24 protein-coding genes and 1 riboswitch are annotated in these 24,344 nt (G+C 35.5%); of the genes, 19 read left to right on the forward strand and 5 right to left on the reverse strand.

What is annotated here, in order from left to right; genetic code table 11:
• The first annotated feature begins 18 nt into the window (after positions 1-18).
• The 3 genes from DS830_RS01015 (at position 19) to DS830_RS01025 (ending at position 1,711) form a co-directional block, all read left to right on the forward strand.
• Positions 19-864 carry a CPBP family intramembrane glutamic endopeptidase gene (locus DS830_RS01015; RefSeq protein ID WP_118907951.1) on the forward strand — a complete coding sequence of 282 codons (846 nt, stop codon included), beginning with the start codon at positions 19-21 and terminating at the stop codon, positions 862-864.
• 91 nt (positions 865-955) lie between these two features.
• On the forward strand, positions 956-1,477 hold the full coding sequence (locus DS830_RS01020) for a DUF2975 domain-containing protein (protein ID WP_118907952.1): 522 nt from the start codon (positions 956-958) through the stop codon (positions 1,475-1,477).
• 9 nt (positions 1,478-1,486) lie between these two features.
• Positions 1,487-1,711, forward strand: a complete 225-nt coding sequence (locus tag DS830_RS01025) for a helix-turn-helix domain-containing protein (protein WP_118907953.1) — start codon at positions 1,487-1,489, stop codon at positions 1,709-1,711.
• 44 nt (positions 1,712-1,755) lie between these two features.
• Here the strand turns inward: DS830_RS01025 and DS830_RS01030 are convergent, their stop codons facing one another.
• Complete coding sequence (locus DS830_RS01030) at positions 1,756-2,931, reverse strand: amidohydrolase (RefSeq protein ID WP_118907954.1); 1,176 nt, start codon at positions 2,929-2,931, stop codon at positions 1,756-1,758.
• Positions 2,932-2,943: 12 nt separating this feature from the next.
• On the reverse strand, positions 2,944-4,131 hold the full coding sequence (locus DS830_RS01035) for a metal-dependent hydrolase family protein (RefSeq protein ID WP_118907955.1): 1,188 nt from the start codon (positions 4,129-4,131) through the stop codon (positions 2,944-2,946).
• A gap of 162 nt (positions 4,132-4,293) precedes the next feature.
• On the opposite strand from DS830_RS01035, the gene DS830_RS01040 reads away from it, so the two are divergent.
• The 4 genes from DS830_RS01040 to DS830_RS01055 all read left to right on the forward strand — a co-directional run bounded on the left by DS830_RS01040 (position 4,294) and on the right by DS830_RS01055 (position 7,952).
• A complete protein-coding gene (locus DS830_RS01040) occupies positions 4,294-5,478 on the forward strand; it encodes a hypothetical protein (protein WP_118907956.1) in 1,185 nt (394 codons plus the stop codon).
• 120 nt (positions 5,479-5,598) lie between these two features.
• On the forward strand, positions 5,599-6,201 hold the full coding sequence (locus DS830_RS01045) for a TetR/AcrR family transcriptional regulator (protein ID WP_118907957.1): 603 nt from the start codon (positions 5,599-5,601) through the stop codon (positions 6,199-6,201).
• Positions 6,202-6,203: 2 nt separating this feature from the next.
• Entirely contained in the window at positions 6,204-7,277 is a 1,074-nt protein-coding gene (locus tag DS830_RS01050; protein ID WP_118907958.1) for an ABC transporter permease, read from the forward strand.
• Positions 7,278-7,952, forward strand: coding sequence for an ABC transporter ATP-binding protein (locus DS830_RS01055; protein ID WP_118899321.1), 675 nt, complete (start codon positions 7,278-7,280; stop codon positions 7,950-7,952).
• A gap of 87 nt (positions 7,953-8,039) precedes the next feature.
• Here the strand turns inward: DS830_RS01055 and DS830_RS01060 are convergent, their stop codons facing one another.
• Positions 8,040-9,008 carry an asparaginase gene (locus tag DS830_RS01060; RefSeq protein WP_118907959.1) on the reverse strand — a complete coding sequence of 323 codons (969 nt, stop codon included), beginning with the start codon at positions 9,006-9,008 and terminating at the stop codon, positions 8,040-8,042.
• A gap of 79 nt (positions 9,009-9,087) precedes the next feature.
• A riboswitch (THF riboswitch) is annotated at positions 9,088-9,189 on the forward strand.
• Between the two features lie 33 nt (positions 9,190-9,222).
• Between DS830_RS01060 and DS830_RS01065 the strand changes: the two genes are divergently transcribed.
• The 7 genes from DS830_RS01065 to DS830_RS01095 all read left to right on the forward strand — a co-directional run bounded on the left by DS830_RS01065 (position 9,223) and on the right by DS830_RS01095 (position 14,937).
• Positions 9,223-9,732 carry a folate family ECF transporter S component gene (locus DS830_RS01065; RefSeq protein WP_162887467.1) on the forward strand — a complete coding sequence of 170 codons (510 nt, stop codon included), beginning with the start codon at positions 9,223-9,225 and terminating at the stop codon, positions 9,730-9,732.
• 108 nt (positions 9,733-9,840) lie between these two features.
• Entirely contained in the window at positions 9,841-10,560 is a 720-nt protein-coding gene (tsaB, locus tag DS830_RS01070; RefSeq protein ID WP_118907961.1) for a tRNA (adenosine(37)-N6)-threonylcarbamoyltransferase complex dimerization subunit type 1 TsaB, read from the forward strand.
• Positions 10,561-10,569: 9 nt separating this feature from the next.
• Positions 10,570-11,589, forward strand: a complete 1,020-nt coding sequence (gene tsaD, locus DS830_RS01075; protein WP_118907962.1) for a tRNA (adenosine(37)-N6)-threonylcarbamoyltransferase complex transferase subunit TsaD — start codon at positions 10,570-10,572, stop codon at positions 11,587-11,589.
• Positions 11,590-11,709: 120 nt separating this feature from the next.
• Positions 11,710-12,690, forward strand: a complete 981-nt coding sequence (locus tag DS830_RS01080) for a mannose/fructose/sorbose PTS transporter subunit IIA (RefSeq protein ID WP_118907963.1) — start codon at positions 11,710-11,712, stop codon at positions 12,688-12,690.
• Positions 12,691-12,719: 29 nt separating this feature from the next.
• Positions 12,720-13,526 (forward strand): PTS mannose/fructose/sorbose transporter subunit IIC, encoded by an 807-nt coding sequence (locus DS830_RS01085; protein WP_118899310.1) that lies wholly within the window; start codon positions 12,720-12,722, stop codon positions 13,524-13,526.
• Between the two features lie 16 nt (positions 13,527-13,542).
• On the forward strand, positions 13,543-14,454 hold the full coding sequence (locus DS830_RS01090) for a PTS system mannose/fructose/sorbose family transporter subunit IID (protein ID WP_118899308.1): 912 nt from the start codon (positions 13,543-13,545) through the stop codon (positions 14,452-14,454).
• A gap of 111 nt (positions 14,455-14,565) precedes the next feature.
• Positions 14,566-14,937: a DUF956 family protein gene (locus DS830_RS01095; protein ID WP_118899307.1), complete on the forward strand. Its 372-nt coding sequence runs from the start codon at positions 14,566-14,568 to the stop codon at positions 14,935-14,937.
• Here DS830_RS01095 and abc-f read toward each other — a convergent pair whose 3' ends face one another.
• Entirely contained in the window at positions 14,938-16,872 is a 1,935-nt protein-coding gene (abc-f, locus tag DS830_RS01100) for a ribosomal protection-like ABC-F family protein (RefSeq protein WP_118907964.1), read from the reverse strand.
• 114 nt (positions 16,873-16,986) lie between these two features.
• Here abc-f and DS830_RS01105 point away from each other — a divergent pair, with 114 nt between their 5' ends.
• The 5 genes from DS830_RS01105 (at position 16,987) to groL (ending at position 22,738) form a co-directional block, all read left to right on the forward strand.
• Positions 16,987-17,616 (forward strand): redox-sensing transcriptional repressor Rex, encoded by a 630-nt coding sequence (locus DS830_RS01105; protein ID WP_118899304.1) that lies wholly within the window; start codon positions 16,987-16,989, stop codon positions 17,614-17,616.
• A gap of 12 nt (positions 17,617-17,628) precedes the next feature.
• A complete protein-coding gene (locus DS830_RS01110) occupies positions 17,629-18,606 on the forward strand; it encodes a type I phosphomannose isomerase catalytic subunit (protein ID WP_118907965.1) in 978 nt (325 codons plus the stop codon).
• A gap of 119 nt (positions 18,607-18,725) precedes the next feature.
• Positions 18,726-20,600: an LTA synthase family protein gene (locus DS830_RS01115; protein WP_118907966.1), complete on the forward strand. Its 1,875-nt coding sequence runs from the start codon at positions 18,726-18,728 to the stop codon at positions 20,598-20,600.
• Positions 20,601-20,778: 178 nt separating this feature from the next.
• Positions 20,779-21,063, forward strand: coding sequence for a co-chaperone GroES (gene groES / locus DS830_RS01120; protein WP_118907967.1), 285 nt, complete (start codon positions 20,779-20,781; stop codon positions 21,061-21,063).
• A 34-nt stretch (positions 21,064-21,097) separates the two neighbouring features.
• Complete coding sequence (gene groL / locus DS830_RS01125; RefSeq protein ID WP_118899296.1) at positions 21,098-22,738, forward strand: chaperonin GroEL; 1,641 nt, start codon at positions 21,098-21,100, stop codon at positions 22,736-22,738.
• Positions 22,739-22,812: 74 nt separating this feature from the next.
• Here groL and DS830_RS01130 read toward each other — a convergent pair whose 3' ends face one another.
• Positions 22,813-24,180 (reverse strand): DUF6056 family protein, encoded by a 1,368-nt coding sequence (locus DS830_RS01130; RefSeq protein ID WP_118907968.1) that lies wholly within the window; start codon positions 24,178-24,180, stop codon positions 22,813-22,815.
• Positions 24,181-24,344: the final 164 nt, after the last annotated feature.

Raw genomic sequence — 24,344 nt, forward strand, 5'->3', positions numbered from 1 at the left:
TGTTGGAGGAATAAAAATTTGCAGTTGAAACAACTAACTTTGATAGGTAAAACAACTCTCACTACAGCAATAATGACTATTGTCTGGTCGCTAATTTCGGAAATGGGAGGTGAAGTTGTATCAAAAATAAATCATCATTCAGAAAATTGGTCCGTTATCAGTTGTGAGTTACTACTAGAAGGCATTGCCATTTTTTTAATGTGGCTGACTTATTATCGACATCCTAAAATTTGGGCTTTTGCTGATCAGCAGTTGCAAAAAAGATACTTATTGGGATTTTTGTTTGGGACGATTTGGTTTGCCTTATCATGGTCAATTTGTGTTATTTTAGGAGGTTTTAAAGTTCAATTTATTGGCAAATTTAGTAATTTGGGTTGGTTCATCGTATTTTTGGTAGGTTTTGCTGTGCAAAGTATGTTTGAAGAATTAATCTGTCGAGGCTATATAATGGGAAAATTTTTAGAATTAAATTTGCCTAAAACAGCAATAATTGTTAATTCACTGTTATTTATGTTATTGCACACTGGTAATGATGGCTTTAGTTTACTGGCAGCCTTAGATTTATTATTTTTTGCCTTCGCAATGTCTTTGTTGCGTTTGCAAACTCAGAGCCTTTGGTTTGTTGGGGCGTTTCATGCAGCATGGAATTTTGCTGAAGGAGTTTTATTTGGAACTGCAGTTTCAGGCACTACGAAACAGGCAATTATATTTAATTCAATCAGAATGTCACATAAATCCTTAGTCAATGGTGGTATTTTTGGCGTAGAAAATAGTTTAGTAAGTGTGATTTTAGATGGAATTTTATTATTAATTATAGTGGGATATGTTTATTGGCATCACAATTATCAACCAATTGATAGCTGAAAAAATTTTATTATTTTTGATTTTTATTATTGTTTTACAATAATTAAATATTGAAGTACAATAATTAAAACGTTTAAAGGATGTGATCATTTTGAAAGCAATTAATCAAATTACACTTAAATTTTTGGCGATTGTCGTTTTCATTGGTGAAATTATGATGCTTATCAGTGGTGCCGGGACATTAGCGACTGGAATTGTTAAACTAATTAATCCCAAGCAAGTGCACATGAATGTGGAAATTTATAATCTTCAACTAACTTCTAAATTTTGGCACCAAAATCTCATTGGGTCTATAGGGTTATTAATATTGAGTGTATTACTTGCTATGAGTTTAGCTGTTGGGTTGGATTCCCTGCGCAAAATCATTCTTAATATTGAGCGCCAACAATATTTTTCGCTTGCTAATTTACGAGCAATTCGCTGGATTCTAGGTGCTAGTAGTAGTGTGTTGATAATTGAATGTATTTTGCAAATTTACGCAAAATATCAGCATCTACTAGTTACCAGCAATAATATCTGGTTGCCTTTGATAGTTACAGGGATGATTTATGTAATTGAGCAATTGTTTGTCCAGGGCTTACAATTGCAGACAGATAATGATTCTTTTATTTAGGTAGGCAAAATGATTAAAATCAATTTAGCAAAAGTAATGTTAGATAAACGAATATCTTCGAAAGAATTAGCTCAACAAATTGGTATTACTCCAGCTAATTTATCAATCTTAAAAACCGGGAAGGCACATGGTGTCAGATTTGCCACCCTAGAAAAAATTTGTGCAGTTTTACAATGCCAACCCGGAGATATATTGGAATATGTGAATGAAACTCAAAAACCGCATAAAAGCTAGTTTAATTTACTAGTTTTATGCGGTTTTAAATTAGAAGATTGAAGTCAAGCTTTTAAAAAGTTGAGCACGCTAGCAACTTCAGCTTTCACTCCATTAATTAAGGAACTTTCATCAATAATAAATTTAGGACTGTGATTAGAATATGGATAGCCTTCGGCTTCATCCCCGCCACCTAACAAAAAGAAACAAACTGGAGCTACTTTGGCATAAGCAGAAAAATCTTCACTGGCACTCATCATTTGACCTTGAGGAACCATTGCAGCTGGTAAAACGTCGAGGGCACTCGCTTTAACCAATTGACTTAACTGCCCATCATTAATAACGGCAGCATAAGCAAATTGATAATTTAAGTCGTAACTAGCACCATATGTGTCACAAGTATTGTGGATGATTTTTTTAATTCTTTGTGCGATAGCTTGACGAGTATCTTCACTAATAGTTCTCACTGAACCACCAATAAAGGCAGTGTCTGGTAAAACATTAACTGCGACTCCTGATTGAAATTGGCCTACAGTTACTACGTTTAAATCTTTTGGTGGGGTAAAACGCGAAGTAATTGTATGCAATTGATTGACAATTTCTGCACCGATAGTAATAGGATCAATTCCTTCTTGGGGCATCGATCCATGACTTCCACGTCCTTGGATAGTAACTTCAAAGGCATCAGCTCCTGTTGTGGCAGCTCCTTCAGTGACAATATTAATACTGCCGGCCTTTAAGCCAGTCATGATGTGTAACCCAATCACAGCGTCTATATCATGCAGTTGGCCGCTAACTACAATTTCACGAGCTCCTCCTGGGACTTGTTCTTCTGCATGTTGAAAGATAACTTGAACAGTTCCATGTAATTGATCACGTAAATCATTTAAAACTTTAGTTGTGGCTAACAAAATAGCTGCGTGGGTGTCATGACCGCAAGCTTGCATAACCCCTTGATTTTGAGACTTAAAAGCTAAATCTGTTTCCTCTGTTACGGGCAATCCATCAATATCCGCCCGAATGAGGATTTTTTTACCCGGATATTGACCAACAATTGTTCCTAAAACACTAGTTGGAGTAGGTTGCGTTATCTTAATATCACCAAATGATTTTAAAATATCAATGATATAGTTACTAGTTTTAACTTCTTTAAAAGATAATTCTGGATATTCATGAAAATGCCGCCGCCAGTTAATCATTTCTAATTGGGGAATGAGCTGAAACCAAGTTTTTTCTTGCATGTTAGGCTCCTTTTAATAGACTTGCTTTCCTTTTTTGTAAACAGCTTTATCAGCTTGCTGCATAGCTTTGATATCAGTGAGTGGATTTTGATCTAAGACTAAAAAGTCAGCATATTTATTTGGTTCTAAAGTGCCGTATTCGTGATCAATTTTCATTAATTTGGCTGAATTTTGCGATGAAGTCAATAACGCTTCGTATTCACTAAATCCGTGTTCAACCATTAATTGTAATTCTACTGGAGTCATCGAAAAATCATTAAATGGTGTTCCAGCATCTGTGCCTAAAGTGACTGCCACTCCACGTTCATGGGCATGAGCTATATTTTGACATAAATCATCTAAAGCGTCTGCTGCTTTTTTAATTTCCCAATCTGGTAAAATGCCATGTCCATATTCTGGTATGGCCCAATCAGCAACAATTGTTGGTGTTAAATAGGTTCCTTGTCGGAGCATCATGTCAATTTCTTCATCATTTACATAAAATCCATGCTCAATTGAATCGACTCCTGCTTTAATAGCATTGAGAATCCCTGGGTTACCTTCAGCGTGAGCAGCTACAATATTACCTTTATGATGAGCTTCTTCAACAGCAGCTTCAATTTCGGCTGTACTCAATTGAGGATCATTCATAAAATCATTCTTAGTCATTACGCCACCTGTAGCCATGACTTTAATTGCTTTCGAGCCGATTTTTTGACCCTGACGGACAGCTTTGCGCATTTCGTCAGGGGAGTCGACTAAATGACCGAAGTTAGCAAAATCACCATGTCCGCCAGTCATGGAATAAGGACGTCCAGAGGGCATAATTTCGGGTGCTTGTTGGATTTGGCCTTCAGCAATTAAATGGCTCAAAGTGATATCGATATCATAAGTACTACCACACTCACGAATATAAGTGACACCAGATTTCAGCAAAGTATGCAAATTATCTATTGCATGTACGGTAGAAGAGATAACATTAGCGGCCGTTCCGCCATCACCAGTATTGGGATCCATTGTAATATGCGTATGACAATTAATGAGTCCAGGTACAATGTATTTGCCATTCAAACTGACATTTTGGTCAGCGGTGGGTTGCTTTTGGTTTCCACAATCGATAATTTTACCAGTTTGGTCATCAACTAACATCCAAGCATTAGTTTTTAAAGCTTCATTTTTACCATCAAACAGTGCAAAGTCAGAAAAAAGGGTTGTCGTCATCATCAAAATCTCCTTGTATTAAATCTTTTTAATTGAATATTATAATAATGATTATTAAGTTTGAAGTCAAATTAATTTCAAATAAGTGTTGACTAACATGAAAAACATCTGTATTATTACGTTAAATTTTTCTAATAAATGTTAATGATAAGGGGTAGGCCAATGCAATTTATTATCGCGTTTTTAATAGTTATGGTCTTTATGATGATAGGAGAATGGGTTTCATCAATCACTCATGCCTATATTCCTTCAGTTTTTGTTACAGCAGTTTTATTTGTTTTAGGATTTTGGACTATTTTGCCAAAAAATATTGTAGCTTCTGCGTCATTTGGGACCAATTTTAGTTCCATCTGCGTTGGCTTATTATTAGTCCATCTGGGAACTTTAATGAGTTTAAAGGAATTATTGCAACAATGGCGGGCAGTTTGTATAGCCTTATTAGGTGTAGTAGGAACTTTAGTTTTAACATTAACAGTTGGTACTTGGATTTTTAATTGGCACACAGTAGTAGCTGCGGTACCACCTTTAACTGGAGGATTAGTATCAGCATTACTCATGTCTAACGGACTCAAAGCACAAGGAATTCAGTCTTTAGTTGCTTTGCCAGTTTCAATGTTTGTTTTTCATTCATTAGTTGGTTATCCTTTGACTTCTTGGCTTTTAAAGAAGGAAGGTCGAAGATTAGTTACAGAATTCAACCAATTACCAGCCATTGAGCAAGAAGTAGTTCCAGACAATCAGGATGATAATGCTCATATGGACAAGGACTTATTTAAGAAATTACCAACAAAGTATAAAACAGCGGCTTTTACGTTGGTGAAAGTAGCCTTAGTTGCATTATTGAGTAGCTGGATTTCTAGTTTGACACATGGGAATTTGAATTCAAATGTTATTTGTTTAATTTTAGGAGTTATAGCGCACCAAGTTGGTTTTTTAGAAACTAATGTTTTGAACAAGGCGGGAGTTTATAACTGGTTAATTTATGGTTTGTTAGCGTACATTTTTGCACAATTAAGTATTACTACTCCTCAACAAATGGGCGGTATCGTAATTCAGATTGTTGTTCTGATTGCATTAGGCTTGTTAGGGATGTTTATTGCTTCGAGTCTATTAGCTAAACCTTTTAAAATGACTTGGCAGATGGCTTACGCTTGTTCATTGACTTCGTTGTTTGGTTATCCTGCAGATTACATTTTAACTTCAGAAATCTCTCATGAAGTCGCTAATAACAAAGAAGAAGAGAACTATTTATTAGCAAATATGATGCCTAAGATGTTAGTTGGTGGCTTTGCCACAGTTTCGGTAGCTTCAATCATTATTGCTTCAGTTTTCTTGAAATTATTATAGATTGATTAAAGTGAGCTAGAACAAATTTTTTGTTCTAGTTTTTTTTGATGTAAAATTGACACCGTGTCACTTTAATGCTATGTTAAATTTTGACCAATAAGTTATCAAAGGAGAAACTTTATGCCAAGTTCAACTTTTACTAATCTTAAACCAGAAAAAAGGCAACGTATATTCCAAGCTTTATTGACAGAATTTTCCCAATATCCATTGTCCCAATCACAGGTGGCACGGATTGTGAAACAGGCAGATATTGCTCGGGGGTCTTTTTACAAATATTTTACTAATCTCCTTGATGCTTATCAGTACGTCTTGCAGCAATCTATCTTTCAGTTACATACCAAACTTGCTCAAAAATTAACCGTCGATAATCAAGACACTATTGCTAATTTTTATCATTATACTGTGGAATTTGCTCATCAATTAAAAACTTCTCAATATAAAGATTTTTATCGTTTATTTTGGCAAGAAAATCAATATTATTTACAGTCACATGCAGCTATTGAAATGACTAATTTTAAATTTTTTCAGCATCTAACTTTGAAGGTGGCTAATCAGGCAATTAAAAATCCCCGACAAAATCAGGTAATTATCCAATTGTTAAGACAAGTTAGTCATGAGGCAATTAAAGAGATTCTCAGTGGGAAAGATGAAGAACAAGTATTACAAAATTTAAAAATAATTCTCAAAGTAATTAGTGCTGGTCTCCAGCAAGAAGAGGGATAAATATGTATTTAGCAATTAAAGAAATGAAGCATAACAAATTTCGTTATGGGTTAATTATCATGATGATTATGTTGATTAGTTATTTGATTTTTATTTTGACAAGCTTAGCCACAGGGTTAGCCGAATCTAATCGGCAAGCAATCGATTCTTGGCAGGCAGAAGCAATTGTTCTCAATGCTGATGCTGATGGTTCATTACGCAAAGCTAGTTTAACTACTTCTCAGGTCCAAAAAATCACTAAAAACAAAGGACCAGCGAGTGTTATTGGAGAATTATCAGTTACTGCTTCCCAAAAGAAGTCACAGCACAAAGCGGCAGCAGAATTATTAGGTATTAATAAATCCCAATTTATTTATCACGATTTAAAAATTATTGCTGGAAGAAATTTTAAACGTAATTTTGAAGCTGTAGTAGATCAGAGTCTGGCTAATAAAGGTTATCAATTGGGAGATGACATTACAGTTGCTGCTAATACGCCTAAAATTAAAATTGTCGGCTTCACTAAAAATGCCCAACTAAGTGTGGCTCCAGTTATTTATACTTCATTAGCTACTTGGCAACAAATTAAATATGGTGGTGCACCTATAGCCAATAGCAGTGCTGTGGTGTTTAAAAATAATTTTTCAGATAAATTAAACGCCGATACAGAAAAATTAACCATGGCTCAGTTTATTCAAAAATTACCAGGTTATCAGGCACAGAATTTGACCTTTGAATTTATGATTGGCTTTTTGTTGATTATTACTTTAATAATTATTGCTATTTTTTTGTATATTTTGACAATTCAAAAATTACCAATCTTTGCTGTGCTTAAAGCACAAGGAATCCCCACACGTTATCTTATCAAAAATACAGTAATGCAGGCTTTTTTGATTACAATTATAGGCTTAATTTTAGGTGTCATCTTAGCAGCGATTACTAAACTGATGTTGCCAAAAGCAGTACCAATGAGCTTTAATTATCAGTTGTTGTTTGGGGCCACTGTGGCTTTATTAATAATGTCTTTATTAGGATCTTTGATTCCAACACGAACAATTAAAAAAGTTGATCCAGCCGCTATGATTGGAGGTAATTAGATGACAGCAATTTTAATGCAGCAAATTAATAAGACTTATGGCCATGATATTAGCCAAGTACAAGCCTTAAAAAAGATTAACTTTCAAGCAGAATTTGGTCAGTTAATTGGAGTAGTAGGTCCATCTGGTTCTGGTAAAAGTACTTTTTTAGAAATAGTAGGTGGCTTACTAACACCAAGTGCGGGCACTATTCAAATTGATAATCAAAGTTATCATGATTTATCAGCCGCAGCACGTGAAAAATTACGTTTGAATAAAATTGGCTTTGTCTTGCAATCTTATAATCTAGTACCTTATTTGACTATTCAAGAACAATTTGAACTAGTCAACCGTGTGAAAAAAACACCTAATATGAATCGAGATACCTTTCACCAAGTTATTGAACGCTTGCAAATTGAACCATTACTAGATAAATATCCCGATGCTTTGTCGGGAGGACAACAGCAGCGAGCGGCCATTGCACGTGCACTTTATGCTAATCCACAAATTATTTTAGCTGATGAGCCAACAGCTTCTTTAGATTCGCAAAAAGCATTTGAAGTTATGAATATTTTTCGCGACTTGGCACATAGTACTAATAAAGTAATTATCGTAGTAACACATGATACGCGCTTAGAAAAATATGTTGACCAATTGTATAACATCAATGATGGGCAAATTAAGTTAGTAAAATAAAAGCGACTTCGAAGATAATCTTATCTTGAAAGCCGCTTGTTTTAATTATTGTGTGATGAAAATATTGATTGAATTATGAGCGTTCAATTAGGAATTAATATATTTGGCCAATTCCCGATTTTTCAGACCAGCACTGATGCCAACTAATAATTTGATTCGAGCCTTTTGGCCATTAAGGCCACGACAAAAGGTAACGCCCATTTTTTGAAGATTAACCCCACCGCCTTCATAATCGTAAACTGGTTCAGCAATGCCATTGAAGCAACGTGAGACTAAAATAATAGGAATTTGACGATCTAATAATTGTTGTAAAGCAGGAAGAACTTGGGGCGGTAAATTCCCAGCACCTAAGGCCTCAATGACAAGACCGCGAGTTGAATCTTGATTCAAGGCAGTAAGCAAGTCACCATTCATCCCCGCGTAAGCTTTAATTAAATAGACATTTGAACAAATCTGGTCAATGGGGAGACATTTTTCTGCAATTGTATTTTGCACATAAACAACATAATCATCGGAAATAATCCCAATAGGACCAAAAGTAGGTGTGCGAAATGTAGCTACATTGGTGGTATGAGTCTTAGTTACAAAACGAGCAGCATGAATTTCATCATTCATCACGACAACAACGCCTTTATTAATTGATGCTGGCGAGCTAGCGACCATAATAGCTGTTTTGAAATTATAAAGCCCATCACTACCAATTTCATTGGAAGAACGCATGGCTCCTGTCACTACTACAGGCATTTGACTATCAAGTGTTAAGTCTAAAAAAAACGCTGTTTCTTCTAGGGTATCAGTACCGTGCGTCACAACTGCCCCAAAGAAACCGTCAGCTTGAGCCTGCCGTAAGCGCAAGCTGAGTTGTAACATATGTTGTGGGTCCATATGAGGTGAGGGTATATTAAAAACCTCTTCTGTTACTAATTGTAAATTTTCATTAGTTGGTAATTGCAAACTAGTGAGAGGGTTTTGGGTATTAGGCTTCACTTTACCAGTTTCGTCTTCAGACATGGAAATAGTTCCGCCGGTATGCAAAATTAAAATCTTTTTCGTCATTAAATAACCACCTTTTTTGAACTAAGCTGATTTTACCACTAACTAGATTATTTGTGATATGGTAGTCATGTTATATAAATCTGGGGTAGGCAATAAAGCGTTAAGTGCTGGTGGAACGGAATGTGAACACCGGACGAAAAGAAGGCTAACTTCTTGCGATTTTATTGCCGCATTCGCCACGATTAGTGGCAGCTCCAAAAAGGAGATGCTGAAGATGAACAAAATTCAGTCAATGAGCAAAACGATGGGCTTAACATGGTTAGCAATATTAATGGCCTTGCAAATGATTTTAGGTCGTGTACATGTTGGCCCTAATTTTTTGAAAGTGGGCTTTGGCTTTATTGCTACAGCTTTAATTGGTTATTACTTTGGTCCGTGGAAATCCATGTTGGTCGGCTTTATTAGTGATGTGATTACTAATTCTTTATTTCCTGATGGAGCCTTTTTTTGGGGATTCACATTATCAGCTGTCGTTGGAGGGTTTATTTACGGAGTTATGCTTTATCAAAAGCCCGCAACGATTGGACGCATATTATTAACTACGATACTTGTGGTGTTAATAGTTGATTTGGGCTTAAATACAGAGTGGGTCAGCATTTTAGGCAAAGTCAACTTTATGACAATGTTTTGGATTCGGATTTGGAAAGAACTAATATTTATTCCCATTCAAACAGTCATTTTAGTATTTGTCTTTAAGTGGCTCAAACAACACCAATATGATTAGTGCGATAATAAACTAACTATGATCAAGAGCGAAAGCTCTTTTTTTGTTGTCTTGAAATAATCTTTGCAAGTAATTATGCTAAAATATGAAAAGTATAAGGAGATAATCATGAAATTATTAGCAATTGATACTTCCAATGCTCCGCTGATAGTAGCGGCGGCACAAAATAAGCAAATATTAGTACAAACTAATGACACTAATCAAAAAGCCCATAGCACTAACTTAATGCCTGCAATTGACCAAGTAACAAAAAAAGCAGGTTGGCAGCCACAAGATATTGATCGCGTTGTAGTCGCGCAAGGACCTGGGTCTTTTACCGGTGTTCGAATTGCAGTCACAGTAGCCAAAATGTTGGCTTGGACTTTAAACAAAGAATTAGTTGGCGTTTCTAGCTTAGCAGCTCTAGCCAGAAATGTTCACGATACTACCGGTTTAATTGTGCCGTTATTTGATGCGCGTCATCAAAATGTCTTTGCGGGTGTTTATCAGAACAACCAAGAGCAATTAGTTTCTCAGTTAATCGATAAACATACTGCTCTAAAATCGTTACTGAGTTACTTACAAAAACAAACCCAACCAATATATTTCTTGGGAACAGGGGCTCAAAACTATCATGAATTAATTACTGCAACTTTAGGTTCACAAGCAATCATCTTGAATGAGGTAGCCCCTCAAGCCAGTTCTTTGGTGGAATTAGGCTTAAATCAACAACCAGTTTTAGATTTAGATGCTTTTAGTCCAACTTATTTGCGCCAAACACAGGCAGAAATGGTTTGGGCTCAAGCTCATCCACATTCCCAATCAACAAATTACGTGGAAGATGTTTAAGGAGAGAAAATGGCAAAAGATGTTTTAATTTTAGCATTTGAAAGTAGCTGTGATGAAACCAGTGTTGCAGTTGTGAAAAATGGTCAAGAAGTGTTATCAAATATTATTGCGACTCAAATTAAGAGCCATCAGCGTTTTGGCGGCGTTGTACCAGAAGTAGCCAGTCGTCATCATGTTCAACAAATTATTCATTGTACAGATTTGGCCTTAAAGCAAGCACAAGTTAATTATGAAGATTTATCAGCTGTTGCAGTTACTTATGGACCTGGGTTGGTAGGGTCTTTACTAATAGGTTTAATGGCTGCTAAAGCTGTAAGTTGGGCACACAAATTACCTTTAATCGGTGTAAATCATTTGGCAGGACATATCTATGCAGCTAATCTTGTTACTCCAATTAAGTATCCCGCCTTGGCACTAGTTGTTTCTGGTGGACATACTGAATTAGTCCAAGTTAGTGCTCCGGGTGCGTTTACTATTTTGGGTGATACACGCGATGATGCAGTGGGTGAAGCCTTTGATAAGGTGGGACGAATGTTAGGCGTTAATTATCCAGCAGGAAAAACCATTGATCAATGGGCGCATGAAGGCCAAGATACATTTGATTTTCCACGCGCAATGTTGGAAGAGGATAATCTGGATTTTAGTTTCAGCGGTATCAAAAGTGCTGTAATTAATACCTTGCATCATGCAGAACAAATTGGTGAAACTCTTAATAAGAAAGACGTGGCTACAAGTTTTCAAAACGATGTCGTTGAGATTTTAGTTACTAAAACAAAACGAGCTTTAGCAAATTATCCTAGTCAACAATTAATTGTCGCAGGTGGCGTAGCTGCTAATTCGGGTTTGCGTGAACGGATTCCAAAAGAAATCAGTCCGCAAATAGAGGTAGTTTTCCCGCCATTACGCTTATGTGGTGATAATGCCGCCATGATTGGTGCTTTTGCGTATGTTAAATATCAACAGCAACAATTTAACTCGCTGGCTTTAAATGCTAATCCTAGTTTAGACTTTGAATATCTAGATAATTAATAAAAAAAACTTTTAAAAAAGACCAATCTGTGCTATTTTAGATAGGTTGGTTTATTGGTGTGGCATAGTCTGCAACCGGTTTACTATTTAAATTTTATTAAATTATTGAGGGAGGTCAAAATGGTCGGAATTGTAATTGCCAGCCATGGTAAGTTTGCAGAAGGCATTATGCAATCTGGTTCGATGATTTTTGGTGAACAAGAAAAAGTCCAAGCTGTGACTTTTATGCCAAGTGAAGGCCCAGATGATTTGCGGGCACATTTAGAAGATGCTATTGCAAGTTTTGATAATGATGATGAAGTATTATTTCTCATTGACTTATGGGGTGGTTCACCTTTCAATCAAGCTAATGCTTTGTTTGAAGAACATAAAGACAAGTGGGCTATTGTAACAGGTTTAAACTTGCCGATGTTAATCGAAGCCTATTCTGCTAGAATGTCGATGGATTCGGCACAAGAAATTGCTCAGCATATTTTGGGTGAAGCTAAAGGGGGCGTGAAAGTGCGTCCTGAAGCTTTAGGAGAATCTGAAACAACTGAGTCTAAAGCAACTAAGCCTGCAGTAAGTAACGCTGGGGCACCTGGCAAGTTAGAATATGTTTTGGCACGGATTGATTCACGATTGCTGCATGGTCAAGTAGCCACTTCATGGACCAAAACGACTAATCCTACACGGATTATTGTCGTCTCAGATGCTGTAGCACAAGATGATTTGCGGACTAATTTAATTAAACAGGCTGCTCCAGTTGGGGTGAAAGCTCATGTAGTGCCGATTAAGCAAATGATTAAATTAGCACAGGATGATCAGCATTTTGGAGGACAAAGAGCAATGTTACTCTTTGAAACACCACAAGATGCTTTACGTGCAATTGAAGGCGGCGTGCCTTTAAAGACTTTGAATGTGGGTTCAATGGCGCATTCCACAGGGAAAGTGCAGCCTAATAAAGTGTTGGCTTTTGATCAAAATGATATTGACACTTTTAAAAAATTAAAAGACTTAGGTGTTCAATTCGATGTTCGAAAAGTACCAGCTGATTCACAAGATAATATGGATAACATTTTAAGCAAAGCACAAAATGAATTGAATCGCTCAAAAAATTAATGTAAACGGAAAGCAGAGGCAAAATTGAAATGCAATTAAATTTCATTCAAATTATTTTGGTCCTCCTCATCGCGTTTTTAGCGGGGATGGAAGGTATTTTGGACCAATTTCATTTTCACCAACCAGTTATTGCTTGTACTTTAATAGGTTTGGTTACAGGTGATTTAACTCCATGCTTGATTTTAGGTGGAGAGTTACAAATGATTGCTCTAGGATGGGCCAACATTGGCGCTGCGGTTGCACCAGATGCAGCTTTAGCATCAGTAGCTTCAGCAATAATTTTGGTTTTAGGCGGTCAAGGCAAAGCTGGGGTTTCCACAGCAATTGCGATTGCTGTGCCGTTAGCAGTAGCAGGTTTGTTACTGACTATTTTAGTACGGACTTTAGCTACTGGAATTGCCCATATTATGGATGCTGCAGCTAAAGAAGGTAGTTTTCGTAAAATTGATTTTTGGCAGGCAATTGCGACCTGTTTGCAGGGATTGCGGATTGCTATTCCAGCAGGCTTAATTTTGGCCATTGGTGCTGGTCCTGTCAAAGGATTGTTAGCGTTAATGCCTGCTTGGCTAACTGACGGTTTAGCCATTGGTGGTGGCCTAGTTGTTGCAGTTGGTTATGCAATGGTTATTAATATGATGGCAAGTCGGGAAGTATGGCCGTTTTTTGCTATTGGTTTTGTCTTAGCGACAATTAAAGATTTAACTTTAATTGGTTTAGGTGCTATTGGTTTGGCAATGGCTTTGATTTATTTGGCATTATCTCAAAGCGGTGGCTCTGGTGATGGCGGCAATAGCAATGTTGGTGATCCTGTCGGCGATATTATTGATAATTATTAGGAGATGAAAACACACAATGGCCGAAAAAATTAAATTAACTAAAAAAGATCGAATTGCGGTTTGGTGGCGTTCGACTTTCCTACAGGGTTCATGGAACTATGAAAGAATGCAAAATGGTGGGTTTGCGTTTTCTTTAATTCCTGCTTTAAAAAAATTATATAAAACTAAAGAAGACCGCTCAGCTGCTTTAACACGACATTTGGAATTTTTTAATACGCATCCTTACTTAGCTTCACCAGTCTTAGGTGTTACTTTAGCCTTAGAGGAGGAGCGCTCTAATGGAGCTCCCATCGATGATGTTACTATTCAAGGTGTAAAAGTCGGAATGATGGGACCTTTTGCTGGTATTGGTGATCCAGTGTTTTGGTTTACAGTAAAACCAATTATTGGATCTTTAGCAGCTTCTTTAGCAATGAGCGGTAATATTTTAGGACCAATTATTTATTTCTTGGCTTGGAATATTATTCGGATGTCTTTTATGTGGTATACCCAAGAATTAGGTTATCGGGCTGGTTCTAAAATTACAGATGATTTATCAGGTAACTTATTGCAAAATATTACTAAAGGTGCTTCCATTTTAGGTATGTTTATTTTAGGCTCTTTAGTTAACCGCTGGGTAACTGTGAAGTTTACCCCGGTGGTTTCCAATGTTGCCCTTGATAAAAAAGCTTATATTCACTGGGATCATTTGGCCGCTGGTGGTAAAGGAATTCAACAAGCCTTATTACAACAACAACAAGGTTTGTCCTTAACAGCTCGTAAATTAACTACATTACAAGATAACTTAGATCAGTTAATTCCTGGTTTAGCAGGTTTGTTATTAACATTCTTGTGCATGTGGTTGCTCAAAAAGAAAGTTTCACCGATTGTGATTATCTTAGGATTATTTGTTTTAGGTGTTGTTTTCCACGTTTTGCATATCATGTAATTAAAAAGAGTCTGAGAAAAATCTCAGACTTTTTTATATAATGCTATTATTTGCCAAATAAAGCCGTAGGACTTTATCATGGAAATAATTTATTTTATTGGAGTTTTGCTGATGGTACAATCAATAAATACTAAAGTCGATTTAACAATGAAGGCAACTTCACATATGGGATTTGAAACTTATGGTCAAATTATGATTGGTGATCGCGGTTTTGAATTTTATGATGAGCGTAATGTTCAAAATTATATCCAAATTCCGTGGACCGAAGTTGATTATGTGGTAGTCTCAATTTTGTTTGGTGGTAAATGGATTCCACGTTTTGCTTTAAAAACGAAAAAAAGTGGGATGTTTACTTTTTCGGCTCGTGATCCTAAAAAAATCCTTCGGGCAATTAGAAATTATATTGCCCCCGAGAAAATTGTTCGTTCATTAAGTTTTGGGCAAGTTTTATCTCGCTCACTTAAAAAAATATTTTCTCGCTAATTATTCCATCAAGTTGGCCCATTTATCTTCGGCCAACTCTTTTTGTGTTGTCAAGTCATCAATTTGCGCTTGCAGATCTTGCAGTTTAGAATAACTAGCCAAGTTCTCGGGATCAGTCATAGCTTGATTGATAGTAGCAATTTGGTGTTCGTAATCATCAATTTGTTGTTCCAAAGCATCAATTTGGCGTTGTTTTTTGCGTTCTTCTCGTTGGTGAGCTTTGGCTTGTTCATATGTTTGACTGCCAGTATTGTTATTATTTTCCAATTGGGGCTTGGTTTGTTGCTCGGAATCAGTTTTAATAGCAGCAAGGGCTTGATTTTCAGCCTTTTTAGCCAGATAGTAATCGTAATTTCCTAGATAAATCGTGCTGGTTTGGGGTTCTAATTCTAATATTTTAGTTGATATTTGATTAAGCAAATAACGATCATGGGAAACAAATAAAACAGTGCCCGTAAAATTTTGCAAAGCATCTTCTAAAACTTCTTTGCTTTGAATGTCTAAGTGGTTTGTCGGTTCATCCATAATTAATAAATTATCGTGCTCTAAAGCTAACTTACAAAGAGTTAAGCGCGCTTTTTCACCACCCGAGAGAGAATGCACAGTAGTAAACACATCATCATCTCTAAATAAAAAGGAACCTAAAACACTGCGGATATCTTTCTCATCCAATGTAGGATGCTCATCCCAAATTTCGTGTAAAACGTCCTTATGGGAATTTAATTGATTTAAGGTTTGATCATAATAACCGATGTCAACATTAGTACCCCATTCAATTGTGCCTTGTTGTGGTGGCAGCTGGTTAATTAAAGTTTTAATTAGTGTAGATTTTCCCACACCGTTAGGACCAATAATGCCTAGACGTTCTTGTTTTTTTAGGTTAAAACTAATATCTTGAGCTAAAGGTTTATCTGGATAACCTGTTTGTAAATGACTAACTTTAAGGACTTCATTGCCACTCATTCGCTCGGGTGTAAATTGAAAATGAACTTGTTGGTTATAAGCTTGTGGACGTTTTAAAACGTCCATTTTTTCTAATTGTTTACGGCGGCTTTGTGCTTGTTTAGTACTGGAAGCCCGGACAATATTTTTCTGAATAAATTCTTGAGTTTTTTTGATTTGCTCTTGTTGTTTTTCATAAGCTTTCAAAGCTAATTCGAAGTTTTTATCCCGCTGTTGTAAATATTTGGTATAGTTGCCCTGATAATGAGTTAGAGTTCCTTGTTCTAAAGCATAAACTTCATTCACCGTATGATCTAAAAAGTATTGATCATGAGAAACAATTAATAATGCACCAGAATAATTTTGTAAATATTTTTCTAACCAATTAAGAGTATCAATATCTAAGTGATTAGTAGGTTCATCTAAAACCAAAAGATCATGATGCTCTAATAATAATTTTGCAAATGCTAGGCGTGATTGTTCACCACCCGAAAGATTTTGTGCAGGTTCATTAATACGTTCTTCACCAAAACCAAAACCAGCTAAGACGGAACGTATTTCTGAACGATAGCCATAACCGTTTTCATCTTTGAATTTAACTTGTAAATGGTCATAGCGTTTTAATAATTGTTGATACTCAGTAGTTTTTATTTGGTTAGCCTGATCTGCAATTTGTTGTTCCATTTGATGCAGCTGTTTTTCTTCAGCTTGCAAATAGGCAAAGACACTTTCCATTTCTTCATAAATTGTATTACCTGATTGAAAAGCAGGATTTTGAGCTAAATAGCCAATGCTAATACCATTTTTATAAATCATTTGCCCATCATTGGGCTCATTTTCTTGAATAATTATTTTTAGTAAAGTTGATTTTCCCGCTCCATTAGGACCGACTAATCCGATACGAGCTTGGTCAGAGATTTGAAAATTCACTTTAGAAAATAAAATCTCTCCACCAAAACTGCGGGAAATATTTTGACCTTGAACGATTAACAAAATAAGGCTCCTTTGTATATTTTTTCGTAAATTTATTTTAACATATTGACATTGTGATATTGAATGCGTAATACTGTAAGGAGCATAGAAATAAATTCACAAGAGGAATATATTATGAAACAGTACAAAATACCTAATGCAACGATTAAGCGATTACCACTTTATCATCGCTATTTTCAATTTTTAAAAGACTCTGATAAGAAAAAAATTTCATCAACAGAATTAGCGGAAGCGGTTCAAGTTGATAGTGCCACAATTAGACGTGATTTTTCTTATTTTGGCTCTTTGGGAAAACGCGGCTATGGTTATGAAGTTGAACCCATGCTAGAATTTTTTAAAAAGTTATTAAATCAAGATAAGACTTCACAAGTAGCCTTAGTTGGTGTTGGTAATTTGGGTAATGCACTTCTTAATTATAACTTTTCTCAGACTAATAATATCAAAATTGCAGTGGCCTTTGATAAAAATCCACAAATTATTGGTCAAAAGATTAATGATGTCCCTATTTTGGACACTGAAAAGTTAGCTGAGACTATTCAAAACCAAGAAATTGATGTAGCGATTTTGACAGTTCCAGCTAATAATGCGCAAAAAGTTGCTGATGAGCTTGTACAAGCTGGGATTAAGGGCATTTTGAATTTTTCGCCTTTAAGAATTTCAACACCACCAACAGTGCGAGTGCACAATGTCGATTTAGCTAATGAATTACAAACATTAATTTATTTTTTAGATAATTATCGCTAGGAGGCAATGGCATTGATGGAACCACTGTTTTTAAAGCCTGTTTTTCAGGAAAAAATTTGGGGTGGCCAAAAGTTAGCACAAGAATTTAATTATGATTTACCCGAAGGTAAAATTGGCGAATGTTGGGCAATTTCTGCGCATCCTCATGGACCGTCGCAAGTGGAAAATGGTCCTTATGCGGGCAAATATTTAAATGAACTATGGCAATCTCAACCAGAATTGTTTGGTAATCCACAAGGTAAAGTTTTTCCATTATTAACAAAGATTTTAGACGCAGAGGATAGTCTATCTGTCCAAGTTCATCCAGATAATGCTTATGCCAAGGCACATGAAGGGGAATTGGGTAAGACTGAATGTTGGTATATCATTGCTGCAGAGCCAGATTCGTATCTCATTTATGGACATAATGCTAAAAATCACCAAGAAATGAAAGATATGATTGAAAGTGGTGATTGGCAGCATTTTTTGAAAAAATTACCCGTTCAGGCAGGAGATTTTGTTTTTGTTCCTAGTGGAACAGTGCATGCCTTGAATAAAGGTATTGTAGCCTTAGAAACCCAGCAGAGTAGTGATACGACTTATCGGTTATACGATTATGATCGTGTGGATATGAAAACTGGGAAAAAGCGTGCTTTGCATTTGCAACAATCAGAAGATACAATAACTGTACCTTTTGTGGCACCTAAGCTAAAGTTGCAACAGCAAAAAATTGGTGCTAATAGTGTTATAACAAATTATGTTCAGCCCCCAATTTCACCATTCTTTGCAGTTTGGGGCATTCAAGTCCATAACGATCAAATACAGTTTCAGCATCAATTGGGTGCTTATACACTGTATTCTGTGATTGCTGGTGCGGGTGTCTTAACAATTGCTGATCAAGAATACCAATTGCCCTTGGGGACTCATTTTATAATTCCAGCAACGATTAAAGATTGGAAAATATCCGGCGCTAATATTCAATTAATTGCTTCAGAATCAACAGAAGAGTAATATGGTATTTTAATAAGTTAGGTTGGGGTAAGGATAAAAATTTTCCCAGCCTTTTCTTATTACCAGTTTAGTCTATAAAGTAGTCGTATTGCTGAGAAATTTGCAATTAAGGAGTTTACGTGAAGGATATTTATAAAAAAATAGCTTACCGAATTGTACAGATTTTAGTAGTGATTTTAATTGCAGCAGTTGCTTATTTTTATCTGCAATTAGCAATTACAGGACACTTAGATCGTGATTATTTAGCGATGTATAATGAGATTATTAGTAACCCCATAGCAACAGCAATTAATGTCTTAATGTTAATGGTATTTGTAATCACATTAATTGCACTGATTGGTGATTATTGGTGGGGGATTGCTGGCAGTATTAGTCTGTTTGCAATAATGATTTTTGTTGATTATCAAAAAATAGTCTCTCGCTCTGAGCCCTTATTGCCTTCAGATTTAATCATGGCCAAACAAGTTGGCGGTCTTATTCAGATGGTTAATTGGTTGTCAATTGTTGAACTTATTTTGTTTATAGCTTTAATGTTAGCTGCCGCCTATTTTTTGCGTAAATTTACTAAGAAAATGTGGCTGACTAAACATCGAATAATTTGGCCACTGAGAGTAGTAGTAGCAATTGTTGGTATTTGGGCGTTTGTGTTCTTTTTTCAGTGTGGCAATACTAATTCTTTAGCTTATAAACAATTAACTGATCTAGAGATTTATAATGACAATCACAATCCATTAAATGTTTATCGCTCAGATGGCACTGTGATTGGTTTTGCATTTAATGTTCGTTCAGATCCGATGAAACGTCCCAATGGTTATAGCGAAAAAGTAATTGCCAAGATAGCTAATCGTTATCGGATAGCTGATGCTGAGAAGGCTGATATAGGCAAGCAACCAGCTAATATTATTTATATTTTGAATGAGTCATTAACTAATCCACGAACTACTTCTGATCAGTATCCACTTCAAGAAGATTCCCCATTAAGCTATATTGACAATATTTTGCAAAATCCTCAGGCCAATCAGGCTAGTGGATATATGGTATCACCCGAATATGGTGGTGGAACTGCAAATATCGAATTTGAAGCAAATACAGGTTTTTCTAATTACTTTTTAAAGAGTATTCCTTATCAAGATATTTTGCCGAAAAAAGCCTATTTTCCTAGCGTTATGCACTACTTAGAAAATTATGGCTATCATTCTGATGCTTATCATCCTTTTGCCGGAGCCATGTATCAACGCCCTCAAGCCTATCAAGCATTAGGTATTCATCAATTTAAAGATCAAAAGCGGCTTAAAGGACTGCATAAAAGTAAATTTGGAGAATATTACACTGATAGTTCTACGTATCCAAATATCTATCCCCAACAAAAAAAGGCAAAACAATTAAGCTTAGTTATTACCATGCAAAATCATATGCCTTATATCACTAATGTTGGGTCTCAAAGTGATTATCAATTAGAAGATCCGATTAAGAATAATACTGATAAAACTAACAAAATGCAAACTTATTTGCAGGAACTTCATCAGTCAGATCAAGCATTTTCTAAGTTAGTGGATCATTTTAAGAATTCAGATCAAAAAACTTTAATTGTGATGTATGGTGATCACTATCCTGGAGACGGCTTGTATGATGATTTAGCATCAGATATTTTGACAGTGCATGCGACTCCTTTTGTGATGGTTGCTAATTTTCCTTTGAGCAACCACCAATATGGCTATTTTTCACCTAATTACATGTCTTTATTGATGTTACAACAACTAGGCTATCCTTTAACGCCGTTTTATAATTTACTTGATCAATTACATCAGCAAGTTCCTGTCTTAACTAAGGCAATTCAGATGGATGACAGCGGCAATCAGTACACTAATTCACATTCTAAGAAACCCAAGTGGCAAAAATCGCAAGCTTATCGTGATTACCAAATGGTAGAATATGATATGACTTATGGGAAAGGCTATGCAAATAAATATCATATGTTTACAGTATCTAAATAATAGAGTCAAGGCAAAAATTGTCTTGGCTTTTTTGTCTGGAAAATGAAAAAATAAAATTTTTTATGGTTAAATACTTGCATACTTTTTCAAACATGATAATATATAAAGTGTTGTTAGCACAAAGTGATAGAGAGTGCTAAACGTGCTAAAAAATTAAGATAAATTTGGAGGGATTACTTTGTTAAAGCCATTAGGTGATCGTATCTTAGTACAAGTCGATGAAGAAAAAGAACAAACTGTTGGTGGAATTGTTTTAGCAAACAATGCTAAGGAAAAGCCACAAACAGGAGAAATTGTAGCCGTAGGCGCTGGTGACAAAGCACCAGATGGAAAAATTATTCCTATGACTCTTAAAAAGGGCGACAGAGTTATCTATGACAAGTATGCCGGCTCCGAAGTTAAATATGAAGGCAATAAATATTTAGTTATGCATGAAAAAGATGTCATGGCTGTTATTGAATAATAAATAAATAAAATTTAATTGAGGTGTAATGAAGATGGCAAAGGAAATTAGATTTTCAGAAGACGCTCGAGCAAAAATGCTCAAGGGTGTTGATCAATTAGCAGACACAGTTAAGACAACTATGGGACCAAAGGGTCGTAATGTAGTTCTAGAAAAATCTTATGGTTCTCCTAACATAACTAATGATGGTGTTACAATTGCTAAAGATATCGAATTAGATGATCATTTCGAAAATATGGGAGCTAAGTTAGTTTCTGAAGTTGCTTCCAAAACCAATGATATTGCTGGTGATGGTACCACAACTGCAACTGTTTTGGCACAAGCAATTATTCGTGAAGGTATGAAAAATGTTACTGCCGGTGCTAACCCAGTAGGCATTAGAACTGGTATTGAAAAGGCAACAAAAGCTGCAATTGATGAGTTGCATAAAATTTCTCATAAGGTTGATGGCCGTGACCAAATTACACAAGTAGCTTCTGTATCTTCTTCTAGTGAACAAGTTGGTGAATTAATTGCTGACGCGATGGAAAAAGTTGGTCATGATGGTGTCATCACCATTGAAGAATCTAAGGGTATTGAAACAACATCAGATGTTGTTGAAGGTATGCAATTTGATCGAGGCTACTTATCTCAATACATGGTTACAGATAATGATAAGATGGAAGCAGATTTAGAAAATCCTTATATTTTGATTACAGATAAGAAGATTTCTAATATTCAAGATATCTTGCCATTATTGCAATCTATTGTTCAACAAGGAAAAGCACTTTTAATTATTGCTGACGATGTTGACGGTGAAGCATTACCAACTTTAGTTTTGAACAAGATTCGTGGTACATTTAATGTTGTAGCAGTTAAAGCACCTGGTTTTGGCGATCGTCGTAAAGAACAATTAGAAGATATCGCAATTTTAACCGGTGGAACTTTGATTACTTCTGACTTAGGATTAGAATTAAAAGACACAACTATTGATCAATTAGGTCAAGCAGGACGTGTAACTGTAACTAAAGATAATACAACTATTGTTCAAGGTTCTGGTTCTAAATCCGCAATTGAAGAAAGAGTCAACTTAGTTAAGAAACAAATCGAAGAAACAACTTCTGATTTTGATAAAGAAAAACTTCAAGAACGCTTAGCTAAATTAGCTGGTGGTGTTGGTGTAATCAAAGTCGGTGCTGCAACAGAAACTGAATTAAAAGAACGTAAATATCGGATTGAAGATGCTTTGAATGCTACACGTGCAGCAGTTGAAGAAGGCTATGTTGCTGGTGGTGGTACAGCATTGATGAATGTTATTCCAGCTGTTGAAAAGTTATCCCAAACAGAAACTGGCGATGTTCAAACTGGTATTAATATTGTAAAACGCGCATTGGAAGCTCCTGTACGTCAAATTGCTGAAAATGCTGGTAAAGAAGGTTCAGTTGTTGTTGAACACTTGAAAGGCCAAAAACCTGAAGTAGGTTACAATGCTGCTTCTGATAAGTGGGAAAACATGATTGATGCTGGAATTATTGACCCAACTAAAGTTACACGTTCTGCATTGCAAAATGCAGCTAGTGTATCAGCATTGATTTTAACAACTGAAGCAGTTGTTGCTGATAAGCCAGAACCAAAGGCTGATGATGCTGCTGCCGGTGCAGGTAACCCAGCTGGCGGTATGGGCGGTATGATGTAATTTAATAATTTAATATATTAAAAGGTCTCTAAAAGCTAATTGCTTTTAGAGACCTTTTTTAAAAGTTAAATAAGTTATTTGTGTTGACGGATTATTTGCTGTTCCAATTTTTGAAAATTACCAACTTTATAGTGAGGAGCATAAGCTTTCCAATCTTCATAATTAACTGCGATAATTTTATGATTGGAGTCTCCAACAAAAAAATGCAAAAACATCGGGTCCTCACTCATGTTTGAGGACCATAAATAGTCGATATTAGAATAGTTGATAACATAAAAGTCTTTTCGCTGGAGTGTCTGTTGATATTGACAATAATCTTGCGATAATTTGTTGGTTTGATAGTAATTAAGTGAGATTTTGTTAAAATAAAATCCTAAAAATAACAATGCAAGTAAACTTAAGGGAGTTAATATCTTATAGTAATGTGGTAAACGTGCTGTCAGATTAATTACTAACAAGGCGATTATCAAAGTATAACTGCCAAAAATACAACGGGGACCAAATGGGGTAATTACAATAAATGGTAATAAAGCTACAATTGCATCAATTATAAGCCACCCATTGATCAGTTTTAATTTTGAATAATTCGGATAATCAGTTTGATAATAAAAATTAACTAAGATAATTGCCAGCAGTATTATTAATAGTAGAATAACGCGATAATGACTTACAAAGGTTTTGAGATAAGGCAGTAAAGCTGCTTGTTGCGAGTCTATATGGCGATAGCTGTCATGGCCAGCAAATAATAATTTGATATAAGCTCCATTGATAAACATCAAAAATGCGCCGATTAAGTTACCTATAAAAATCCACCGAAAATATTTTTGGAAAAATTCAGGACTAAAATGACGGCGGAAAAAAATTAAAAGTAAAAAATCGTTGAAGCAATTTAACAAAGTTATATGTTCTGCTAAAAATTGGCTTAATATTGCAGCTAATAAAATTAAGAAGCTAGTGGATTGGGAAAAATTAATTTTTTTATTTGGTTGATCATAATAAGCACAGATAAGATAAATAAAAAATAAAGGAAAAATAATGGATGGAACATAGTTAGCAAAACCGGCATGCCAGCCCCAGATTTGGCGAAAAACATCTTTGGGAGCTAATAACAGCCCAATAGCCATTAAAATAGCTCCAATTACTTGATAATCACGCTGGAAAAGTATACGCGAAATTAAATTTACTAGATAGGTAATAAGTGCGGCACAACTTCCATAAATACAAAAAGAAATTAACTTGGAGTGAGTCATTAAGATAACTAATAAATCTCCTAAATAACGACCATCGTAAGTTAAAAAAGTCCCACTACTAAAATAATGTGTCCCCCAAGCACTCCACCAATTTAAATCATCGCCAACTAATGGCATCCAATAACCAATTAATCCAAAAATAACAAAAATTATTAGATAAATTAAGGGCCGGATTCTGTTACTTGTACGCATAAATCTTACTCTTTTCTATTTAATTATTTTTCAGCTTATAAAATATATTGCCATAAGGACATTATACTAATCATTAGCAAAGTATCAATTTCAATCCCCTTTAAAAAGAAATTTTAGACGATACTTGTTTTAAAGAGACATTTAATTGATAATAGCTATATCTG

Source organism: Bombilactobacillus bombi, assembly GCF_003522965.1.
Classification (GTDB): Bacteria; Bacillota; Bacilli; order Lactobacillales; family Lactobacillaceae; genus Bombilactobacillus; species Bombilactobacillus bombi.